Consider the following 19,032-nt stretch of genomic DNA (forward strand, 5'->3'; position numbering starts at 1 on the left):
CCGAAAACCGCTTGCCAGGGCATTGCCCGGAACGATATCCATGGACGTGGAAGGGGTGGGTGCACCTTGTGCCCACCCTCTTTTCCATAACCCATGGGCACGCCGAGACCACCTGAAAAAGCGCATTGTCACGCATGCCCGCACAACCCAAGAGCCCCAATGGAAGCGGTATGCATCAGGAGTACAGCAAGGCAAGACGGTCCAAAGACAAAACCTACGACGGCAGGTTCTTTTTCGGGGTAAAAACCACCGGAATTTTCTGCAGGCCGTCGTGCCCGTCCCCTGTGGCACACGAGAAGAACGTGGCCTACTTTCACACGATCTTCGAAGCCCTGGAACAGGGGTTCCGGCCCTGCTACCGCTGCAGGCCCGATGTGGAGGTGGCCTACACCAACGGGAACATCCGCGGGACCTTCCTGGTGAAAGAGGCCCTGGAAAAAATCTACGGCGGTTACCTCCACGACCACTCCCTTCAGGAGCTGGCCGCAACCGTGGGGGTATCGGACCGGCACCTGCGGCAGCTCTTTGTGGAGAACCTGGGCGCCCCACCCGTAACCATCGCCCGCTATCACAAGGCCCTCTTCGCCAAGAAACTCCTCCTCTACTCGGACCAGAGCATCACCGACATCGCCTACGCCTCGGGTTTCGGATCCATCCGTCAGTTCAACGAGGTGTTTAAAAAGGTCTTCGGCAACACCCCCACCCGGGTTCGGCAGGAGGCAGCCCCCGCACCGCAGTCCGGTACCGGAAACCCCGGTCACAACACCCTGCTGCGCCTCCCCTGCAGCTCCCCCGTTGGCTTTTCCCGGATCCTCGATTTCCTCCGGCCACGTGCCGTGAGCGGCGTAGAAGTGGTCACGGAAAACAGCTACAGCCGGACCTTTCGCACCGCCACGGCCCGGGGGTACTTCACCGTCACCCACGCCCCGAAGGTATCCGCCCTTGAACTGCGAATCGGCTGCGACGATATCCGCTGTTTCATGGAAATCCACAACCGCGTGCGCACCATGTTCGATCTCGACACCGACTTTTCCAGGATCAACCCGGCACTTCGCCGGGACCCTGAGCTGGCCCGGGGCATGGCCGACGGGCATGTCCCGAGGCTCCCGGTGGCTTTTTCTCCCTTCGAATTCGCGGTGCGCGCCATCCTCGGCCAGCAGGTCACGGTCAAGGCTGCCACCACCCTTGCAGGGCGCATCGCAGAAAGGGCGGCCCTGAAAACCGACGGGACGTTCCCGGAGGGCCTGACCCGCTTCTTCCCGGACCCTGACGAGCTGCTGGCCCTTGACCTTGATGCCATGGGCCTCACCCGCACCCGAAGGGCCACCGTCCATACCGCGGCCCAAGCCATTCGGGACGGCCGGGTAAAGCTGACGGTCAACCAGCCCTTTGAAACATTTCACCGGGATTTTTCCAGCCTTAAAGGCATCGGGGACTGGACCGTGCATTACGTTGCCATGCGGGGACTGGGCATGAAAGACTGCTTTCCCGCCTCCGATCTGGGGGTGATCAAGGCCCTGACCCAAGGCAAAAAACCGACCCCGAAAGAGGCCCAGGCCCGGGCCGACGCATGGCGTCCCTATCGAAGCTATGCCACCCTGTGCCTGTGGAACCGTCCTCCGGAACCCAAGAAGGAAGCAACACCATGACCTTTTACACACACATTGATGCCCCCTTCTGCGGGGTGATCTTAGCCGGCGACCACCACGGACTCTCCCACCTTCACCTCTGCACGGGCGAAGGCAAAAGGGTCTTTGAGATCGACCCCGCGTGGGAGAGAAACGACGCGTTTTTTAAAGAGACCGCCGGCCAGGTCCTGGCCTATTTCAATGGGGAGCTGAAAGAGTTTCATGTGGCGCTGAACCCTGCCGGGACAGCGTTTCAAAAGCGGGTGTGGGCCGAGCTCACCAAAATCCCCTTCGGTGAGCTCAGGACCTACAAAGAGGTGGCGGCGGCCATGGGCAACGACAACGCCTCACGGGCCGTGGGCATGGCCAACAGCAAAAACCCCATTCCCCTCATCGTGCCGTGCCACAGGGTGGTCGGGGCAGGCGGCAAGCTCACCGGGTTTGCCCACGGCCTTGCCATCAAAGAGAGACTGATTCGACTGGAGCAGGAAACCACCCCATGTTTGCCGTAATATTTGAAGTCACCCCAAAGGAGGAGGGCAAGGCCCGGTACCTCAAGATCGCCTCGGAGATCCGGGGTTTCCTTGAGAGCCGACGGGGCTTTATCTCCATTGAACGATTCGCAAGCCTCAATGACGAGGGAAAGCTCCTGAGCCTCTCCTTCTGGGAGGACGAAGACGCCATCGAGGAGTGGCGCACCATGCTGGACCACCGGACAGCCCAGAAAACAGGAAGAGACTCCCTCTTTACCTCCTACCGCATCCGCGTGGCCGAGGTGGTGAGGGACTACACCCACGACAGACGCGACCAGGCCCCCGGATGAGCTCCGCCACCCAATTACAGGGTAAACCGGCCCACCATGCCGCTTAACTGATCCGCAAGGCCGGAAAGATCCCGGGCCTTGGTGCGGACCTGGAGGCTGCCCTCATTCATCTCCCGCGCGGCCCCACTCACCTCCGTGATGGTCCGGGCCACCCCTTCCGCTGCGGAGGAGGCCTGGGCCACGTTGTCGCTCACCGCCTGGCCCCCGGCTGCGGCCTGGGCCGCGCTGTGGGAAATCTCCCGGGTGGTGGCGGACTGTTCTTCAATGGACGCGGCCACGGTGGTCACGACCTGGTTGATGTCATGGATCACCGTCACGATGGATTCGATGGCGGCAACGGAATCCGCGGTCACGTTCTGAATCCCGGCGATCTTTCCTTTGATCTCTCCTGTGGCCTCGGCCGTCTGACGGGCAAGGACCTTGATCTCTTCAGCCACCACCGCAAAACCTTTCCCGGCCTCCCCTGCCCGCGCCGCCTCGATGGTTGCGTTCAGGGCCAGAAGATTCGTCTGTTCGGAAATCTCGGAGATCGCCTCCGTCACCTGATTGATCTCCTTGGCTGCGCTCCCCAGCTCCGTCACCTTTTCGGAGACCATGCGGGCCTCCTCCACGGCACCTCGGGTAATTTCACTTCCCTTTGCCGTGTTTCCGGCAATCTCCTCAATGGTGGCCGTCATCTCCTCGGAGGCCGCGGCGATCATCTGTATGCTCATGGTGGTCTGCTCCGTGGATGCCGACACATGGTTCATGTTGCCGGTCATCTCTTCGGCAGCCGCAGACACCGTGCCGGATTTTTCCGCGGTCCGATCCGAATTCGCCGTGATCTGTTCCGACACGGCGGACAGCTCCGCAGACGAGGAGGTCAGCACCGCCACCCCGTCACGGACGTCTCCGAACATGGTCTTGAGGTTTGACGACATGCTGTTGAGGGCCTCAACAAGCAGGCCGGTTTCATCTTTGCGGTGGATGTCCAGCTGCTGGCGCAGGTCCCCTTGCGCCATCTTGTCTGCAAAATCAACGGCCCGGGCCAGGGAGGTGACGATGGGCCGCGCGATGACAAGGGCCACCACCACGGAGAACACGAGCACAAGGCCGATGGATACCCACACGGTGCGAGCCGTCAGGGAGCTGTGCTCCCGCATGGTGGCAAGGGAGCTGTCCAGCTCTTTCACGTGTTGGGCCACCAGGTGGTCGATCATGCCCGTAAGCTCTTCGGCAAAGGGGTCAAACTTCTCCATCATGGGGTTTCCCAGCTCCGGCCCCCCGTCGATATAAGCCCGGGCCATGGACTGCCCCATGGTGTAGTACCGGTCCAGGCTTGCCTGCATCCGTTTCAACAACGCCACGGTCTCGGCTTCACCGTACTTCTCATGCTCGTCAACGGCAAAGGCGATGCGCCTGACCGCATCGTCGTAGTAGGTTTTCGCCTCGTCAAAGCCATCATCGTACCCTTGGGCCCCCCGGGTGGCCGAGATGTCCGTGAGCCAGCCCTGGATCTGCTCGATATCCCGTTTGGTTTCGATAAAATTGAACGTATGGGGCAGGACTTCACCTTCAGCCGTTGTCAGCTCTTCCACCGTCGCCTGGGTGTACCGGGTGATGCAGAACCCCGAAACGGCAAACAGCACCCAGACAATCCCGAACCCCGCAAACAGCTTGACCCTTACCGACACATCATTGAGTTTAGACACCATCTCTATCATTCCTTACCAATCGGTCACAAAAGGAGGGGCACAAGAGCCATCACGAAGCGGCCATGGACCGGCTGCCTGAAGGGCTGCCCAATGGGTTTTTCCGAGCCCCCTGCGCACGCCAACGGGGTATGCCTCTATATTAAAAAAACAATCACACGCGCTCATCGGCAGGAACCGCCTGCGTGTGTTTTAGAGGAACATAAAGAAACCCGGACACAATACTACACTCCATCCATCGACAATTCCAAAACAGCCTTGAATAATTCTTTCTTTATTTTTGCAATATAATTTCAAGTGAAACGGCTCTGCATGCTGTTGCCTGCGGCGGAACTGCCGTGGCCAGAGGTTTGGGTCATGTGACAAGCAGCGTGTAGAACGGGATTCGGTCGGGAAGGGGAAAACATCGCGAAAGGGCATGATCGGAGCGAGGTATCACGGAAAGGAAACAAATCGAAAAGGCACTGCGCACAAACAGAGAGTGCGCCATGGCCCCGGGGGCCACCAGGGGAAGCGTAAAGGCAGGGCCAGTGTGCCCCTGCCGCTTAGCTTAAATCTGCTTTTTGATCTCCTTGACCATCCCCATGTCCACGTGCCTTTCAAAGGCCATGGTGGCCGTATGAAGCGTCATGGCCACGAGGATTCCCGTAAACATGATGCCCGTCAGGGCAATCAGCACGGAAAGGGTTCTGGACATCCGCCTTACGGGACGCATGTCCCCATAGCCCACGGTGGTTGCCGTGATGAAGGTCCAGTAGAGGGCGTCGAAGCGACCCCATTTTTCAAGGCGCCCCACGCCCTGCCCCAGGGCGATGATCACAAGCAGTAAAAACAGCATCAAAGGGGCCGCAAAGTAAAGGGCCCAGAACAGAAATCGAATGAATGTCAGGGTAAATTCCATAGGGAAGCGCCTTTCATGAGGTTCACCCGGGTAAATGCAGCCGCAAGAGATTCATACGAAAGATAAAATCATTGATCAACAGAAAAGGCACCTGTTCCAGACCACAACGCGAAAAACCGGGCCGGAATCAGCAGTACTGCACGTAGTTCTCGATTTTGTTCCGAAGCCTCTCGGCCAGGGTCGCATTGGCCGGACCAAGGGCGTCAAGGATGGTTTTCGCCTCGTCCCGGTAAAACGAGATCTTCTCCCGGTTCCAGTGGGAAGGTGGGGCCTGGAGGTTGGTGATGCGGTCGGCAAGCTTGACCATCCACACCTCTTTGGGCTGTTGCCGGATACGAACGAGGCTGTCGGCCATCTGTTCGCGCTTGCCGGGCAACCCCTTGTCCTTGGACAAAGCCTGGACGCCTTTCGCCACCTCAGCGCCAAACCCCTCGACCACCGTCTCAAAGGAGATGTCGGTGTCTTCGATGGTGTCGTGCAGCAGCGCGCAGAGTACGGCAAGATTGGGGTTGTCGGTACAGGCGGGATCTGAGGTGATGGCGGCCATCACCTCCATGGAAACCGTACCGATGTGGTTGATGTAGGCAATATCGGTGCCGGGCATGGTCTGCCCGTTGTGTGCCTTTGAGGCAAAATTCCAGGCGGCAAGGATAAGATCCTGATTCCAGACAGTCATGGGTACAATCCTTAAAAAATAAAGGTTATGTCGGCAGCAGGCACTCGAAGCCGTCGCCCGCCATGGAGGGGACAAACTCCGTCACCTCATAGCGTGCCACGCCCTCGGTGTAAAAGGGGTCCTCGGCCAGCACGGCATCAAGGGCCTCCCTGGAAGGCATGTCCGCAAGGACCACTCCACCGGTACGGGGCACCTTGCGGCCGGAGGCGATGAAGTGGCCTTTTTCATACTGTTTTTTGAGAAAAACGACGTGGGCGTCCAAGTGTGCGTCTACTTTGTCCATCTCGCACACATAGGTCAGGGAAACAATATACATTGGGTGGTCCTTTGCATCTTTATCCTATCACGAAAACGGGGGGACTTGAATTTGCAAGCCGTTCCTCCGTGCCCCTGGGCTTCCTAAGGAAGCCAGGCATCACAACGGCACAAGGGAACCACAGACAAAGCAAAGCTTCAAGGATTTCCTTCCACGAAAAAAGGGGCTGCCAGGCAGAGCAAGCCCCTTTCCTCACCAAAGGTTTATTGAATGCACGGGCCAAGGCCCTTCACGGCCTCTTCCCTACAGGCGGAACTGGCCCACGGCGGTCTGCAGCTCTTCGGAGAGGCGGTTGAGGGTAAAGGACTCCGAGGCCACTTTGGAGCTGCCCTCATTGATCCCTGTGGTCTCCCGGTTCAGTTCGGTGATATCGTGGGCCACGCTGCCCACAGCCACCGAGGTATCGGCAATGTTGGCCGCCACTTCCTGGATGCCCAGGGAAGCCTGCCCGATATTCTCGGAGATTTCGCGGGTGGTGACGGACTGGTCTTCCACGGCGGCGGAGATGCCCCCCACCACTTCGTTGATGCCGTGGACCACCTCGTTGATGCCCGTTACTTCGCTGACGGCATCCCGGGTGGCCTCCTGGATCATGCTCACCTGGGTGCGGATATCTCCGGTGGCTGCTGCGGTCTGGCGGGCCAGCTCCTTGATCTCGTTTGCCACGACGGCAAACCCCCTGCCCGCGTCACCGGCACGGGCGGCCTCGATGGTGGCGTTTAAGGCCAGCAGGTTGGTCTGCTCGGAGATTTCGGTGATGGCTTCGGTGACGTTGCCGATCTCCTTGGCCGCCTCGCCCAGGGAAGCGATGCGGGTGGCCGAGGACTCGGCCTGGTTTACGGCCTGTGCGGTGATTTCCGTGGCCTTGCCCGTACTTCCGGCGATCTCGCCGATGGTCTCCATCATCTGCCCGGCGGACTCCGCCACAATGCCGACGTTGGTGGAAGCCTCTTCAATGGCGGCTGCCACGGAGTTCATGTTGCCGCTCATCTGCTCGGCGGACGCGGCCACGGACTGGGACTTTCCTGCGATGGACGACAGGCTCACATTCATGCCCCCTGAAAGGGTGCTCAGCTCGCCTGAGGTGACAAACAGGGTTTTCGAGTTGTCCACGACCCCCTGGAGCATCACCTTCATCTCTCCGGCCATGCCGTCGAGACTCCTGCCGATGCGTCCGAGTTCGTCGTCTCCGTCGATGCCGGAGGTGGCGTTTAAGTCACCGGAGCCCAGGCGGCTGGAGAACTTTTCCACCCGTGCAAGGCGGGTCAACAGCCCGAAGGTCATGCGGATGCCGAGGAGCATGACCAGAAACCCCACGGCGACCCCGCCGATCTGAAGGGTGTAGAGAAGGGAGAGTTTTTTCTCGGAGGCCTTCTGCATCAGGAGCACAGCCTTGTTCATCTCCCCCAACAGGGCAAGGTTATTGGCCTTGACCCAGGCAAGGCTGTCGTCAGCCCCGCTGCCCCCTGAGACAATGGTCTCAAGGTGGCCGTAAAAAGCGTCCCAGAGGGAGGAGACCTTTTCAAGCCGGTGGCGCACCTCCCCGCGGGCTGCGGGGCAATGGCGGAATGCCGTGGTGTTCAGGTTCAGGGTGAGAGGAGCGTTGCCGGAGTCGGTGAGGGCCTTTAAGGTTAGATCGAACACCTTGGCCGTGTTGCGGATGGTGCCCGCAAGGGAGGCATCGGAGGTGGACGTGTAATCAAGGATCTCCTTGGTCATTTTCTGGGTCAGCATACGCTGCCGGCCCGCCAGGTTGATGACGAGTCCGTCGTCTTTCATCCGTCCGGACACCACCACGGTGGAGCAAAACATAAACACAACAATCACCGAAAACCCAACCATCAAAAGCGTCTGCCTGGCCTTGATACTCATCTTTTCAAACTCCGCTGCAACTTATTTTTAGTATACATACCTGTCTCACCCGTTGTGACACAGATCAACCCTGATCCATCGGCATCCCGGAAGGGGCCTCCTGCCCACTGTTTCACTTATCACTTATACTTTTTCGTTATATCAACAACTATGCCAGCCCTGCCTTTTCCTTCCTCAAAAAGACAAAAACACACCACCGAGCGGGCCGTCTGTCCACCCGACCGCAAGGCCGACCGGCCCGCCCTGCAAAATACTTAAGATGACATATCAACCCCTTACCATGGATGCGCGTTGCTTCACCCCGCCGACAGGGAGCGGTCAACCGACATGAATGCCCATCGTTGCCGAAAGGCTTCGACCGGTTCACCAAAGCCGTCAAACCTGTCCCACCCCGTCCAATTTCAAGCAGATCTGTATCACACCCCACCTGGCACACCCCTTATTTTTATTTATGAACCCGGCAACAGGCGACATGTGCACCCACCACATGGAGCCCCATTGTTTCTCAGGATGGCATCCGTCCTCGACGGCCCAGCCTTTACCCCCCGGATTCTTAAAAAACTCCGGCCGGTGGGCATCCCCGGGGAGCAGGCCTGGCGCGGTCCGTTTTTCCATGATAAATTATTGAATCAGGGATCATTTTTTCCTGTCTTTCACCCCGGTAAAATATTATAAACCAAGGTCAGGCAAGGGACACGGACGTGACAGGGTGCACCATACGACACCCGTTGCCTCCACGACGCCCCCATCCATTCTTAAGGAAAGTGACATGGGAATCAAAACTCAGGAATCATTCAACTTCTATTCACACCTCGCAGGAGCCGTGGCCTCCCTCGTGGGAACCGTCTACCTCCTCCGGATCGCCAGCCACTCCGCATCCATGATGATCACGGCCCTTGTCTACGCCCTCTCCCTGGTCTTTCTCTTTTCGGCCAGCTCCCTGTACCACGCGTTTAAAAAGCAGGAAAATGAGCTCTCCTTCTGGCGAAAAATGGACCGCCTGGCTATTTTCTTCATGATCGCGGGAACCTACACCCCCATCAGCTACTTCTGCCTTGAGGGCAACACCCGGTGGTTCATGATCGCCTTTCAGTGGAGCGTCGTGGGCTTCGGCCTGGTCTCGCAGCTCTTCTTCCCCAGGGCCCCCAGGGCCCTTTACGCCATCATCTACAGTGCCATGGGGTGGTCGGCGGTCTTTCCCATCAAGCAGGTCCTGGCCAACCTCTCCACCGGACAGGCGGTCCTGCTCTTCACCGGCGGCGCCTCCTTCACGGCAGGGGCCCTCATCTACGCCATCAAAAAACCCCGCCTCGTCCCGGGGATCTTCAGTTTCCATGAACTCTTTCACATCATGGTCCTTTTGGGGGGAGTCCTCCATTACGCCCTGATCTACCGGGTCTACGCCACATCCCTTGCGTAACCGACCCCTGGACAGTTGATTTCACAGCACGCCAAGCAAAGACAGGAAAACCAGACGCATTGATTGAATCACGGAGAGAACAGGTGGAAAGCCGGGAATGGGAGACCCTCGCCCTTAAAGAGATGCTCCGCTTTTACGAGGAGTATGAGACCTTCGCTGAGGAAGGCGTATCCAAACCACGGGACATCGGCGCGCCCGTGTTCCTTCATCACCCAGACGCCCACATCGGCATCCTCCTCATCCACGGCTTCATGGCCGCCCCCGAGGAGGTAAGAGAGTGGGCCGAGTGCCTCTACGAAAAGGGGTACACGGTGTACGCCCCCAGGCTGGCCGGCCACGGCACCTCCCCTGCAGACCTTGCCGGGCGCACCTGCGACGAATGGATGGACTCCGTGGACCGGGGCCATGCCATCCTCAAGGGGTGCTGCCCCCACATCGTGGTGGCGGGCTTTTCCACCGGTGCCGGCCTGGCCCTGGCCCAGGCCCTGTTCAAGCCGGAAGCCTTTCAGGCCGTCATCTCCGTGAGCGCCCCTTTGAAATTCAAAAGCCCGTCCGTCGCAGGTGCGGAAGCCTTAAACGACTGGAACCGGCTCTGCCGGGCCCTGGGCCTTTCCTGGTTCGCAAAAGAATTTGTAACCAACCACGCGGACAACCCCCACATCAACTACCTGAAAAGCCCCATCGCCGGCCTCGTCCAGGTCAAGGCCCTGATGAACAGGGTGTGGAAAAAGCTCCCGGCCCTTTCCGCCCCAGCCCTCATCGTCCAGGGAAAAGGCGACCCCAAGGTGAGCGACAAAAGCGGCCAAAAGATCTTCACCCGCATCTGCCACGACAACAAAACCTACCGGGAAATCCCCTTTCACCTCCACGGCATCGTCCGCGGCCCCATCGCCCTTGAACTCTTTGACGAAGTAAACCAGTTCCTGGACAACCTGGAAACGCCGTAAGAAAGATCCTTAAAAAACATTGTGGCCCCTTCTATCTCCGGGGGCTCTAAAAGGCGCCACCTGTCAACCGCCTTAGAGAGCGTTCCGGTATCGCCCGGACGCTTGCAGACCGCAGCGCCCATGGGATTTTTCAAGCAGGTGCCCACCGCGCGTTTATTCTATTCACAGAAACGCTCAATCCATGCTTTAATATTGATCTGTTATTCCGGGCTTCTGGTTCCATCCACCTGTTCAGCCACAGCAACCGAGGTTTCCATGGGCATCGCAACAGACATCACCCTTATCGTGGTCGCGGCATTTTTCTGCGGCCTGATCATGCAGCGCATCGGCCAACCCCTCATCCTCGGGTACATTGCCGCCGGTATCGCCCTGGGGCCCTACACCGGGCTGACCACCATCGCCAATATCCATGACATTGAACTCCTGGCGGAAATCGGCGTGGCCCTGCTGCTCTTTGCCCTGGGCCTGGAATTTTCCATCAAGGACCTCAAGCCGGTAAAGAAAATAGCCCTTGTGGGCACGCCCCTGCAAATGGCCCTTACCATTGCCCTTGGCTTCGGCATCGGCAAGGCCCTGGGCTGGAACTGGCTGCCCGCCCTCTGGCTCGGCGCCCTCATTTCCCTGTCCAGTACCATGGTGATCTTAAAAACCCTCATGAATCAGGGGTGGATGGGCACCCTCTCCAGCAAGGTCATGGTGGGCATGCTCATCATCCAGGACCTCGCCGTGGTGCCCTTTATGATCATCCTGCCCCAGCTCAGCACCCCTGGCATGGGCATGGAAACCCTGGGAGCTGCGGCTGTCAAGGCAGCGGTCTTCCTCTTTGGCATGATTTTCCTGGGGACCCGCCTGCTGCCCAAGCTGCTGGAACACATCGCCCGCCTCGGCTCCCGGGAGCTCTTTCTTTTGGCCATCACCGCCATCGGCCTGGGCATCGGCTACCTTACGTATCTGGTGGGCCTCTCCTTTGCCTTCGGCGCCTTTGTGGCCGGCATGGTCCTGAGCGAATCGGATTACGGCCACCAGGCCTTAAGCGACATCATCCCCTTAAGGGACCTCTTCGGGCTTCTCTTCTTCGCCTCGGTGGGGATGCTCCTGGACCTTCCCTTCCTCATGAACCACCTGGGCGCGGTGCTGCTTTTGGTCACGGTGATCAGCCTGGGCAAGGGCCTCATCTTCATCAGCCTCACCCGCCTCTTCCGATACGGAAACGTGGTGCCCCTGGCCGTGGGGCTGGGCCTGTTCCAGGTGGGGGAGTTCTCCTTTGTCCTGGCCCGCGTGGGGGTGGCAACGGATTCCATCAGCCACGATCTCTACACCCTTGTCCTCACCACGGCGGTCATCACCATGGTGCTCACCCCCATTGTCTCGGGCCTGACCCCACGCCTCTACACCTTGAAGAAACGCTGGTTTCGCCATGAGCCCCTGGAGACCGTGGGTGTTCCGGTAGAAGGGTTTCAAGACCATGTGGTCATCGCAGGGGGCGGGCGCGTGGGGCGCCATATCGCCCACGTCCTCAAAGGCATGGGCCTTCCCTTTGTGATTATTGAAATCGACCAGCGGCGCGTGGAGCTGGCGAAACAGGACAGCATGCCCGTGGTCTTCGGAGACGCCTGCCACGAGATCGTACTGGAAGCCGCCGATATCCTGAGGGCCCGTCTCCTGCTCATCACCCTGCCCGGACCGGTGGAAGCCCGGTCCGTGGTAACCCACGCCCGGAACATGGCCGAAGGGATCACCATCATCACCCGGGCATCGGGCAGGGAATCCATCGAAACCTTTAAGGACCTGGACGTCTCTGACGTAATCCTCCCCGAATTTGAAGCCGGACAGGAGATGGCCCGAAAGGCCCTGCTCCATCTGCGCGTGCCGGTAACTGAGATCCAGCACCACACCGAGGCCCTGCGGCAGAAGATTTTTTCCCCCATGCTGGCCAGCCACGAACACATGACCACCCTGGATCAGCTCACCAGGGCAGAGCAGCAGTTTGACCTTCAATGGGTCCGCCTGGAGCCCTCGGGTACCCTCATCGGCAGCACCCTGGGCGAAGCAAAAATCCGAACGAAAACCGGCGTGTCCGTGGTGGGCGTCCTCCGAGACAGCACTTTGATCCCCAACCCCGACATCAACTTAAGGTTCACGGCATGCGACCTTGTGGCCATCATCGGAACCGATGACGCCCGCAGCCAGTTTCAGGTCCTGGCCGGCATCAACGCACCGGACCTCGACACCGAGGTGCTGGAATAAAGCAAAATAAACGGTGGCCCTGTGCCGTTTCTGGGCAGGAGCCACCCTTAAACAGTGGTAATCGATCGTGACCCGTCACGCGCCCCGCACCCCGGGGTGCTCACCCAAGCACGGACAACCGCCATGAAATGCCCAAAATGCAATCACGAACAAAGCTCGGAGAGTGAATGCGAAGCCTGCGGCATCGTCTTCGAAAAATACCGAATCATGCAGGAACGCCTCAAGGACCCCATCCACAGCGTCTCGGACCGGGCACCCGTCCGCCTGCCCGTGATCCCGCTCCCCAGATGGGCACGCGTCACGGTCAGCATAGGTCTTGTCTGGGTTTTTATTGCCGGTGCCATGCACCTTGCCACCCGATCCTCCACCCCGAAACCCGGGGCATCGCCCCAACCCCAGGCGGCCACAGGCATCACCCGGCAGCTCTACGAGTTCATGCAACCCGGAAACCCCATCGAAGAGAGCCAGCTGGCAACGGTGTTCATCGAAACGCCCTGGGGTTCGGGCTCGGGGTTCTTCATCGACGCCGACTGCCGCATCATCACCAACAAGCATGTCCTCACCATAAGCGAAGAGGACATCCAGGGGCTTCGGCAAGAAATGCTCCTGCTTGACTATGTCATCAGCCGCAAGCAAAGGAGCATCGAAGATGCCGAAGGCACTGCCCCCTTTGTGGCGGATCCCAAGCTCTCCATGGAAATCGACGATTACATCCAAAAGGAGCAGGAGGACAGCGCCTCCCTCGCCCAGCAGTACGCCGAGCTGAAAAGCCGCATTGCGGCCATCGAAGAGAACCGGGACAACCCCTCTTACACGGTCATCCTCTACGACGACTCCACTTACACCGCCACGGAGGTCACCTTCAGCGACACCCATGACCTGGCCCTCCTGCGGCTGGACCAAAAAGAGTGCCCCTGCCTGAAGAAGGGACAATCCGATGCCCTGAAAATCGGCCAGTCGGTCTTCACCATCGGCAACCCCCTGGGCCTCTCCCACACCGTGACCTCCGGCATCGTTTCCGGAAAACGAAGCCATGACGACCACGCCTACATCCAGACCGATGCCCCCATCAACCCCGGTAACAGCGGCGGCCCCCTCATTGATGAGACAGGCCGCGTGGTGGGCATCAACACCATGGTCCTCTCCGACTCCGAAGGCATCGGCTTTGCCATCCCCATTGAGGCTGCCCTGGATGAATTTGGGGAATTGAAAAACTAAGGGATTGCACAGCTTTTAAAAAAAAGCCTCCGGCGGCCCTGCCGGGGGCCAAACTTTTGAAAAGTTTGACAAACAGCCCTTAAAGACAGATACGATTTAACCTGAACCAAAAGCGCATTCGCAACCTGCTTTCAAGGGGGCACACCTTGCCGCCGGAGGCATCTTTTTGGTTTTTCTCTGAGCCCTCTGTGGCTCTATGGTTTGCTCCCTCCTTGCCGTCCGCGCTCCAGGCTGGCCCTCTTCCCATTTCCCGGGGGATGTGTCATAGTAACGCCCCCGATAATGGGAGTCATTTTTTCCGGCAGCCCTTTTCAAAAGGGCGTCCGGGCATGCCTTTGGGGACCGCTGTTTCACGCATCGCAAGCCGCTTTCACCTACCGCGCACCGCCACGAAATACCTGTCCCCAAGGCGCCACCCAAACCGTGAGGAGTCTGCCTTGGGAACCCATGTCATCGAAGAGGCCAACCAGTGTCTTGTCTGTAAAAAACCGCGCTGCACCGCGGGATGCCCCGTATCCACCCCCATCCGAGACATGATCGAGCTCTTCCGCAAGGGCGAAATGATGGAAGCCGGGCGCCTGCTGTTTGAGAACAACCCCCTGTCCGTGGTCTGCTCCCTGATCTGTCCCCACGAAAAATTCTGCGAAGGCCACTGCGTGCTGTCGGCCAAAAAAAAGCCCGTGGCCATCAGCACCATCGAGCAGTACATCTCCTCGTATTACCTCACCCGCCACGACATGGCACCCCGGGAGGCGAAAGAGGAACGCGTGGCCGTCATCGGATCGGGCCCGGCCGGTCTCACCGTGGCCATCATCATGGCCCTCAAGGGCTACAAGGTCACCATCTTTGAGTCAGCGGAACGCACCGGCGGCATCCTGCGCTACGGCATCCCCGAATACCGCTTGCCCAAAAAGGTCCTGGACAGCCTGGACGACCTCCTGGAGCGGCTCGCCGTCAAGGTGCGCCCCAACACACTCATCGGGCCGGTCATCACCATCGACGACCTCAAGCGGGACGGCTACAAGAGCATCTTCATCGGCACCGGTGTCTGGAAACCACGCCCCTTACGCATCCAGGGCGAAAGCCTCGGCCACGTGCACTACGCCATCAACTACCTCAAAAACCCGGATGTCTATCGCCTGGGCCGCCGGGTGGCCATCATCGGCGCAGGAAACGTGGCCATGGACGTGGCCCGCACGGCCTTGAGAAAAGGGGCCCAGGAGGTCACAGTCGTCTACCGACGCAGCGAAGCCGAGATGCCCGCCACCCCCTTTGAGTACGACTACGCCAAAGTGGAAGGGGTGGAGTTCGCCTTCCAGACCAACCCCGTTGCCATCACCGACGAGGGCCTTGTGGTGGAGTCCACGGTCAGAAGCGAAGATGCCGAGGGCAAGGCCACCTACACCCCGGACCCGGCCACCCGGACCCTCTTCCCCGCCGACGCCGTCATGATCGCCGCAAGCCAGACCCCCCAGGCCAATATCGTGGCCACGGCCACTGGCATCGAGGTCGCCAGAGGCGGCCTCGTCATCACAGACGACTGCGGCCGAACCACCATGGAAGGAGTCTTCGCCTCCGGGGACGTGGTCACCGGCGCCAAGACCGTGGTGGAAGCCGTGGCCTTCTCCAAACGGGCCGTGGCTGCCATGGAAACGTATATGGACAGCAAGTAAGAGATGACGCAAACATAGAAAAAAACGATGCCTCCGGCGGCAAGGTGAGCCACCTTGAAAGCGGGTTGCCGCAGTGCTTTACCCCTCGTTCCTCGGGTTAAATCACTGCGGCATCTTTCGCAAAAATTGTGCATTTATTTTTTGCGCAAGCCCTAAACAGAATGTAACTATTCAGCTCAAACAAGCCTCCGGCGGCCCTGCCGGGAGCCAAACTTTTACCAATGTCTATCATCTTGGTTTAAAAATGTTTGCTATCCCACCACCGCAGGTATGCCGCATCAGGTCATTGTTGCGCCTTGTCACCTATAACCTATAACCTATGTCCTATGTCCTGTCTTTTAATCGCTCGTCAAAAACAAAGCTGATGGGACCTGAAACGGTGCAATGAGAAAAATCGGGGTGGGACGGGTTGATCAGGAAGGTGTGTTCCACGGGGTTAAGGGCGCTGGGGACTTTCAGGGCGAGGAATTCTCCAGCCAGCAGCCAGGCATCCCCAAGTTGTCGGGTGGCGGAAGGTGCGGGGTAGCTTGCCCAGCCTTCGGGAAGGAGCAAAGGCGAAAGGGAAATCACGGAGGCATCCGGCACCTCAAGGGTAAAGTAGACATAGCGCTGTGCGAGCATCGCCTCATCAAGATGGACCAGCATCTCAAGCATGGCCAGGGACAGCGTTTCAGCGGTGTAGACCACGGGCGTGCCTCCGCTGTTCCAGCGCCCGGGGTAGAGCCTGGCGCCGTCCCCGCTGAAGGCCTCTGCGGCATCGCGGCCAAATCGGCGCGAAGTAATGCGATACAGGGTGATCAACTGAACACCCCGTGCTCAAGACGCCCGATGAGGCCCATGACCTCCCGTGCACCGGGCTCCGTATCGGCGTAGTCCAATGGGGTTTTTCCCCCCAGGGCGCGGCTGGGCTTCATCAGCCAGACCGCCGCCGCTTCCGAGTCCCCGTCCATCAACTCAATGGCCCGTTCCACCACCCTTCCGACCCGAAGCAGCCGCTCCGACTCATCGGCATGAAACCGCATCTCCCGCTTGCGACGGGACAGGGTCCGCTGGTTGATGTTGGCAACCTCCGCGAGCTTTTTCTGCGGGATGCCCACAGACTGCCACAGCGCTTCAAACGCGCTGTAAGGAAATCCAGCCTTGAGGGCGGCGATCACGGCGTCCAGGTCGTCCGTCTCCACCCCAAGGGTATGGCACCCGTAGGCCGATCGTTCTTCTGCAAACATAACCCCTCCAAAACTTTGGCTGTTGTTCACACGTAAACCATATGTCTATTTTACAAAAGACACATGGCCACGTCAAGTAAAGGCATGCGGCAGGCCACGGACGTGTTCGCCAAACCGGCGACTCGATAGGCGCACTCCGTGCACCGCGTACCCGCACCCCCCGGCGTTGATATTGCCCGTCGCCCCGAAAATCCAGTGTGACCCGCTCCCTGAGGAACTTCCGATATCGAAGCGGTTCTGCCCCCGGTTTATCCTTGGAGCTTTCAACGTCGTTGGGAGATGGACATGGTGCACAGAGTGCACCCTGCGGGATAAGGGGACATTGCAGGGTAGCGGGAACTCGGCACGCAGGGGAATGAAGACCCGGCCCACGGAATCAGAGCTTACCGCCGCAGGATTCCATTCCAGCCGAATACATGGAGTGTATCCCCCATTCCCTATCACCTATCTCCTATCTCCCTCTCACACCAAGCCATCACCTCATGGAAAGGCTCGGTCTCCAGGGCGGCGAACCCTTTTTCTCCCCTGGTACGGGACAGGGAGGGGGACGGGATGCCGCAGAGGAACTTGGCGATGAGGCGCGGATCCCGATTGGAGAGCCCGGAGACAAAGGAGCCGGCCACGTCCTGAAGACGAAGGAGCGAGAGGTCCTGAACACCAGGGGCTGCAGGGATGGGACGGTGATCTCCGGTGCAGACCGAACAGCTTCCGCACGGAGAGGCAAGGGGTTCCCCGAAGTAGGCGGAGAGGGCCTGGGCCAGGCAGGCGGTTCCGTCGGCAAGGTCGAGGACCTGATGGATCCTTGCCACCTCAGAGACCTCCTTCTGGCTGAAGAGATCATGGAGGCGCTCTGCAAGGGCGGGCACATCGAGCTGCTGCTGGAGAATCTCAAAGACATCCACGGCGCGGCCCTGCTTCAGGGTGATCATTCCCTGCTCTTCAAACCAGGTAAGGGCGCTCAGGATCCGCTCCCGGGGGGACCCGGTGGTCTCGCCGATGGCCTGCATGTCCGGGTAACTCCACACCTTCTTGTCGGCACTCAAGGCGAAAACGGCCTCCACAAAGGCCCGCCGTTCCCCTTGGAACGCTCCGATGATCGTCTCTTTGGGGCGTTCGTACTTGAAGGCGTAGCTCTCGAAAAAGACGCGCACGGGCTTGATCACCCCGAAGAGCTCCAGATACACAAGAAGGGTCTTTAAGGGCAGGGGCCGCATGTCCAGGTGTTTCGAAAGCTCGAACTGCCTCACCTCCCAGTTCCTTTCGGGATGGGAGGCGATCTCGGAAATCAGCGTCAAAATGCTCTCTTTGGACGGGGTGTCTCCGTAGACAAAATTCTCCAGGGTGTGGATGCCCTCCCGGGAGCCGATGAGGGTGCAGGCGGAAAGGTTGCCGTCGCGCCCTGCCCGCCCGATCTCCTGGCTGTATCCCTCGATGGATTTGGGCGGGTCGAAATGGATCACCTTGCGGATGTCACTCTTGTCGATGCCCATGCCGAAGGCGATGGTGGCGGCAACGGTGGGCAAAGCCCCTTCCATGAACCGGTTCTGGATGGACGCACGGACATCGGGGGCCAGTCCCGCGTGGTAGGCCTCGCAGGGGAACCCGCTTTCCGTCAGAAAGGCTGCCACCGATTCTGCCCCTTTCTGAAGGGTGGTGTAAACAATCGCAGGGCCACCGGGCTCGTCCCGCATGGCCCCCAAAAGGGCCTGCCGTTTCTCCTGAAAACTGGCCGCCGGCATCATCCGCAGGTGAAGGTTGGGGCGAAAAAAACCGGTACGGACCACGCTCTCGTCTCCCATGCCGAATTTTTCACAGATGTCCCGGGACACCCTGGGCGTGGCCGTTGCCGTGAGCAAGAGCACCTGGGGAATCTGGTACAAGGCCTTGTACTCAGGTATTTTGAGATAGTCCGGGCGAAAGTTATGCCCCCACTCGGAGATGCAGTGTGCCTCGTCCACCACAAGCAATGAAAGGTTCATGCGCTTGAGCTGCTCCCGAAAGATCTCGTTTCGAAGCCGCTCCACGGACACCATCAGAATCTTGAGGGTCCCGGCCATGGCCTCCCCGATGATCCGGCGGGACTCCTCACGCGTCAGGGTGGAGTCCAGGCGGGCCGCCGGGATCCCCTTGCCCTTGAGAAAATCCTCCTGATCCTTCATCAAAGCGATAAGCGGCGAAATAACCACGGTGAGCCCGGGCAATGCCAGGGCCGGAAGCTGGTAACAAAGGGACTTGCCCGCCCCCGTGGGAAACACCGCCAAGGCCGACCCACCGCCCAGGATGCGCTCCACCACCTGCTCCTGCCCCTGCCGAAAGCCCGAAAAACCGAATCGATTAAGCAGCTCTGCTGTGTTCATGATGTCCTTTCCCTTTAAGAAGAATATGGTAGATAGT

The 19,032-nt window shown here is 59.4% G+C and carries 16 protein-coding genes; 8 read left to right on the top strand and 8 right to left on the bottom strand.

Going from position 1 to position 19,032, the window contains the following annotated elements:
• Positions 1–170 precede the first annotated feature (170 nt).
• The 3 genes from BLQ12_RS06325 to BLQ12_RS06335 are packed head-to-tail and all read left to right on the top strand — an operon-like array spanning position 171 to position 2,451.
• Positions 171–1,649 (top strand): DNA-3-methyladenine glycosylase 2 family protein, encoded by a 1,479-nt coding sequence (locus BLQ12_RS06325; RefSeq protein ID WP_175469541.1) that lies wholly within the window; start codon positions 171–173, stop codon positions 1,647–1,649.
• A complete protein-coding gene (locus BLQ12_RS06330) occupies positions 1,646–2,140 on the top strand; it encodes a methylated-DNA--[protein]-cysteine S-methyltransferase (protein ID WP_092209397.1) in 495 nt (164 codons plus the stop codon). The genes BLQ12_RS06325 and BLQ12_RS06330 overlap by 4 nt, the downstream gene beginning before the upstream one ends.
• Positions 2,128–2,451, top strand: coding sequence for an antibiotic biosynthesis monooxygenase family protein (locus BLQ12_RS06335; RefSeq protein WP_092209399.1), 324 nt, complete (start codon positions 2,128–2,130; stop codon positions 2,449–2,451). Before BLQ12_RS06330 ends, BLQ12_RS06335 begins: the two co-directional genes overlap by 13 nt.
• Before the next feature lie 14 nt (positions 2,452–2,465).
• Here BLQ12_RS06335 and BLQ12_RS06340 read toward each other — a convergent pair whose 3' ends face one another.
• From BLQ12_RS06340 to BLQ12_RS06360, 5 genes are all read right to left on the bottom strand, one after another.
• Complete coding sequence (locus tag BLQ12_RS06340) at positions 2,466–4,145, bottom strand: methyl-accepting chemotaxis protein (RefSeq protein ID WP_254782003.1); 1,680 nt, start codon at positions 4,143–4,145, stop codon at positions 2,466–2,468.
• Between the two features lie 547 nt (positions 4,146–4,692).
• Entirely contained in the window at positions 4,693–5,043 is a 351-nt protein-coding gene (locus tag BLQ12_RS06345; protein ID WP_092209403.1) for a potassium channel family protein, read from the bottom strand.
• 127 nt (positions 5,044–5,170) lie between these two features.
• Positions 5,171–5,719: an HD domain-containing protein gene (locus BLQ12_RS06350; protein ID WP_092209405.1), complete on the bottom strand. Its 549-nt coding sequence runs from the start codon at positions 5,717–5,719 to the stop codon at positions 5,171–5,173.
• Between the two features lie 25 nt (positions 5,720–5,744).
• Positions 5,745–6,035: a YciI family protein gene (locus tag BLQ12_RS06355; protein WP_092209407.1), complete on the bottom strand. Its 291-nt coding sequence runs from the start codon at positions 6,033–6,035 to the stop codon at positions 5,745–5,747.
• A 243-nt stretch (positions 6,036–6,278) separates the two neighbouring features.
• The gene (locus BLQ12_RS06360; protein ID WP_092209409.1) at positions 6,279–7,907 is read right to left on the bottom strand and encodes a methyl-accepting chemotaxis protein; all 1,629 of its coding nucleotides are present in this window, start codon (positions 7,905–7,907) and stop codon (positions 6,279–6,281) included.
• Between the two features lie 769 nt (positions 7,908–8,676).
• Here BLQ12_RS06360 and trhA point away from each other — a divergent pair.
• The 5 genes from trhA (at position 8,677) to BLQ12_RS06390 (ending at position 15,412) form a co-directional block, all read left to right on the top strand.
• Complete coding sequence (gene trhA / locus BLQ12_RS06370; protein WP_092209413.1) at positions 8,677–9,327, top strand: PAQR family membrane homeostasis protein TrhA; 651 nt, start codon at positions 8,677–8,679, stop codon at positions 9,325–9,327.
• An 83-nt stretch (positions 9,328–9,410) separates the two neighbouring features.
• A complete protein-coding gene (locus BLQ12_RS06375; RefSeq protein WP_092209415.1) occupies positions 9,411–10,274 on the top strand; it encodes an alpha/beta hydrolase in 864 nt (287 codons plus the stop codon).
• 255 nt (positions 10,275–10,529) lie between these two features.
• Positions 10,530–12,521 carry a monovalent cation:proton antiporter family protein gene (locus BLQ12_RS06380; protein WP_092209417.1) on the top strand — a complete coding sequence of 664 codons (1,992 nt, stop codon included), beginning with the start codon at positions 10,530–10,532 and terminating at the stop codon, positions 12,519–12,521.
• A gap of 123 nt (positions 12,522–12,644) precedes the next feature.
• Complete coding sequence (locus BLQ12_RS06385) at positions 12,645–13,739, top strand: S1C family serine protease (protein ID WP_139163877.1); 1,095 nt, start codon at positions 12,645–12,647, stop codon at positions 13,737–13,739.
• Positions 13,740–14,176: 437 nt separating this feature from the next.
• Positions 14,177–15,412, top strand: coding sequence for an NAD(P)-dependent oxidoreductase (locus tag BLQ12_RS06390; protein WP_092209419.1), 1,236 nt, complete (start codon positions 14,177–14,179; stop codon positions 15,410–15,412).
• Positions 15,413–15,736: 324 nt separating this feature from the next.
• On the opposite strand, the gene BLQ12_RS06395 is transcribed toward BLQ12_RS06390, so the two are convergent.
• From BLQ12_RS06395 to BLQ12_RS06405, 3 genes are all read right to left on the bottom strand, one after another.
• Complete coding sequence (locus tag BLQ12_RS06395; protein ID WP_092209421.1) at positions 15,737–16,213, bottom strand: RES family NAD+ phosphorylase; 477 nt, start codon at positions 16,211–16,213, stop codon at positions 15,737–15,739.
• Positions 16,210–16,638 (bottom strand): Xre family toxin-antitoxin system antitoxin, encoded by a 429-nt coding sequence (locus BLQ12_RS06400; protein ID WP_092209423.1) that lies wholly within the window; start codon positions 16,636–16,638, stop codon positions 16,210–16,212. Before BLQ12_RS06400 ends, BLQ12_RS06395 begins: the two co-directional genes overlap by 4 nt.
• 440 nt (positions 16,639–17,078) lie before the next feature.
• Positions 17,079–18,995: a RecQ family ATP-dependent DNA helicase gene (locus BLQ12_RS06405; RefSeq protein ID WP_092209425.1), complete on the bottom strand. Its 1,917-nt coding sequence runs from the start codon at positions 18,993–18,995 to the stop codon at positions 17,079–17,081.
• Positions 18,996–19,032: the final 37 nt, after the last annotated feature.

Origin of the sequence: Desulfoluna spongiiphila (assembly GCF_900101345.1) — a bacterium.
Taxonomy (GTDB): Bacteria; Desulfobacterota; Desulfobacteria; order Desulfobacterales; family Desulfolunaceae; genus Desulfoluna; species Desulfoluna spongiiphila.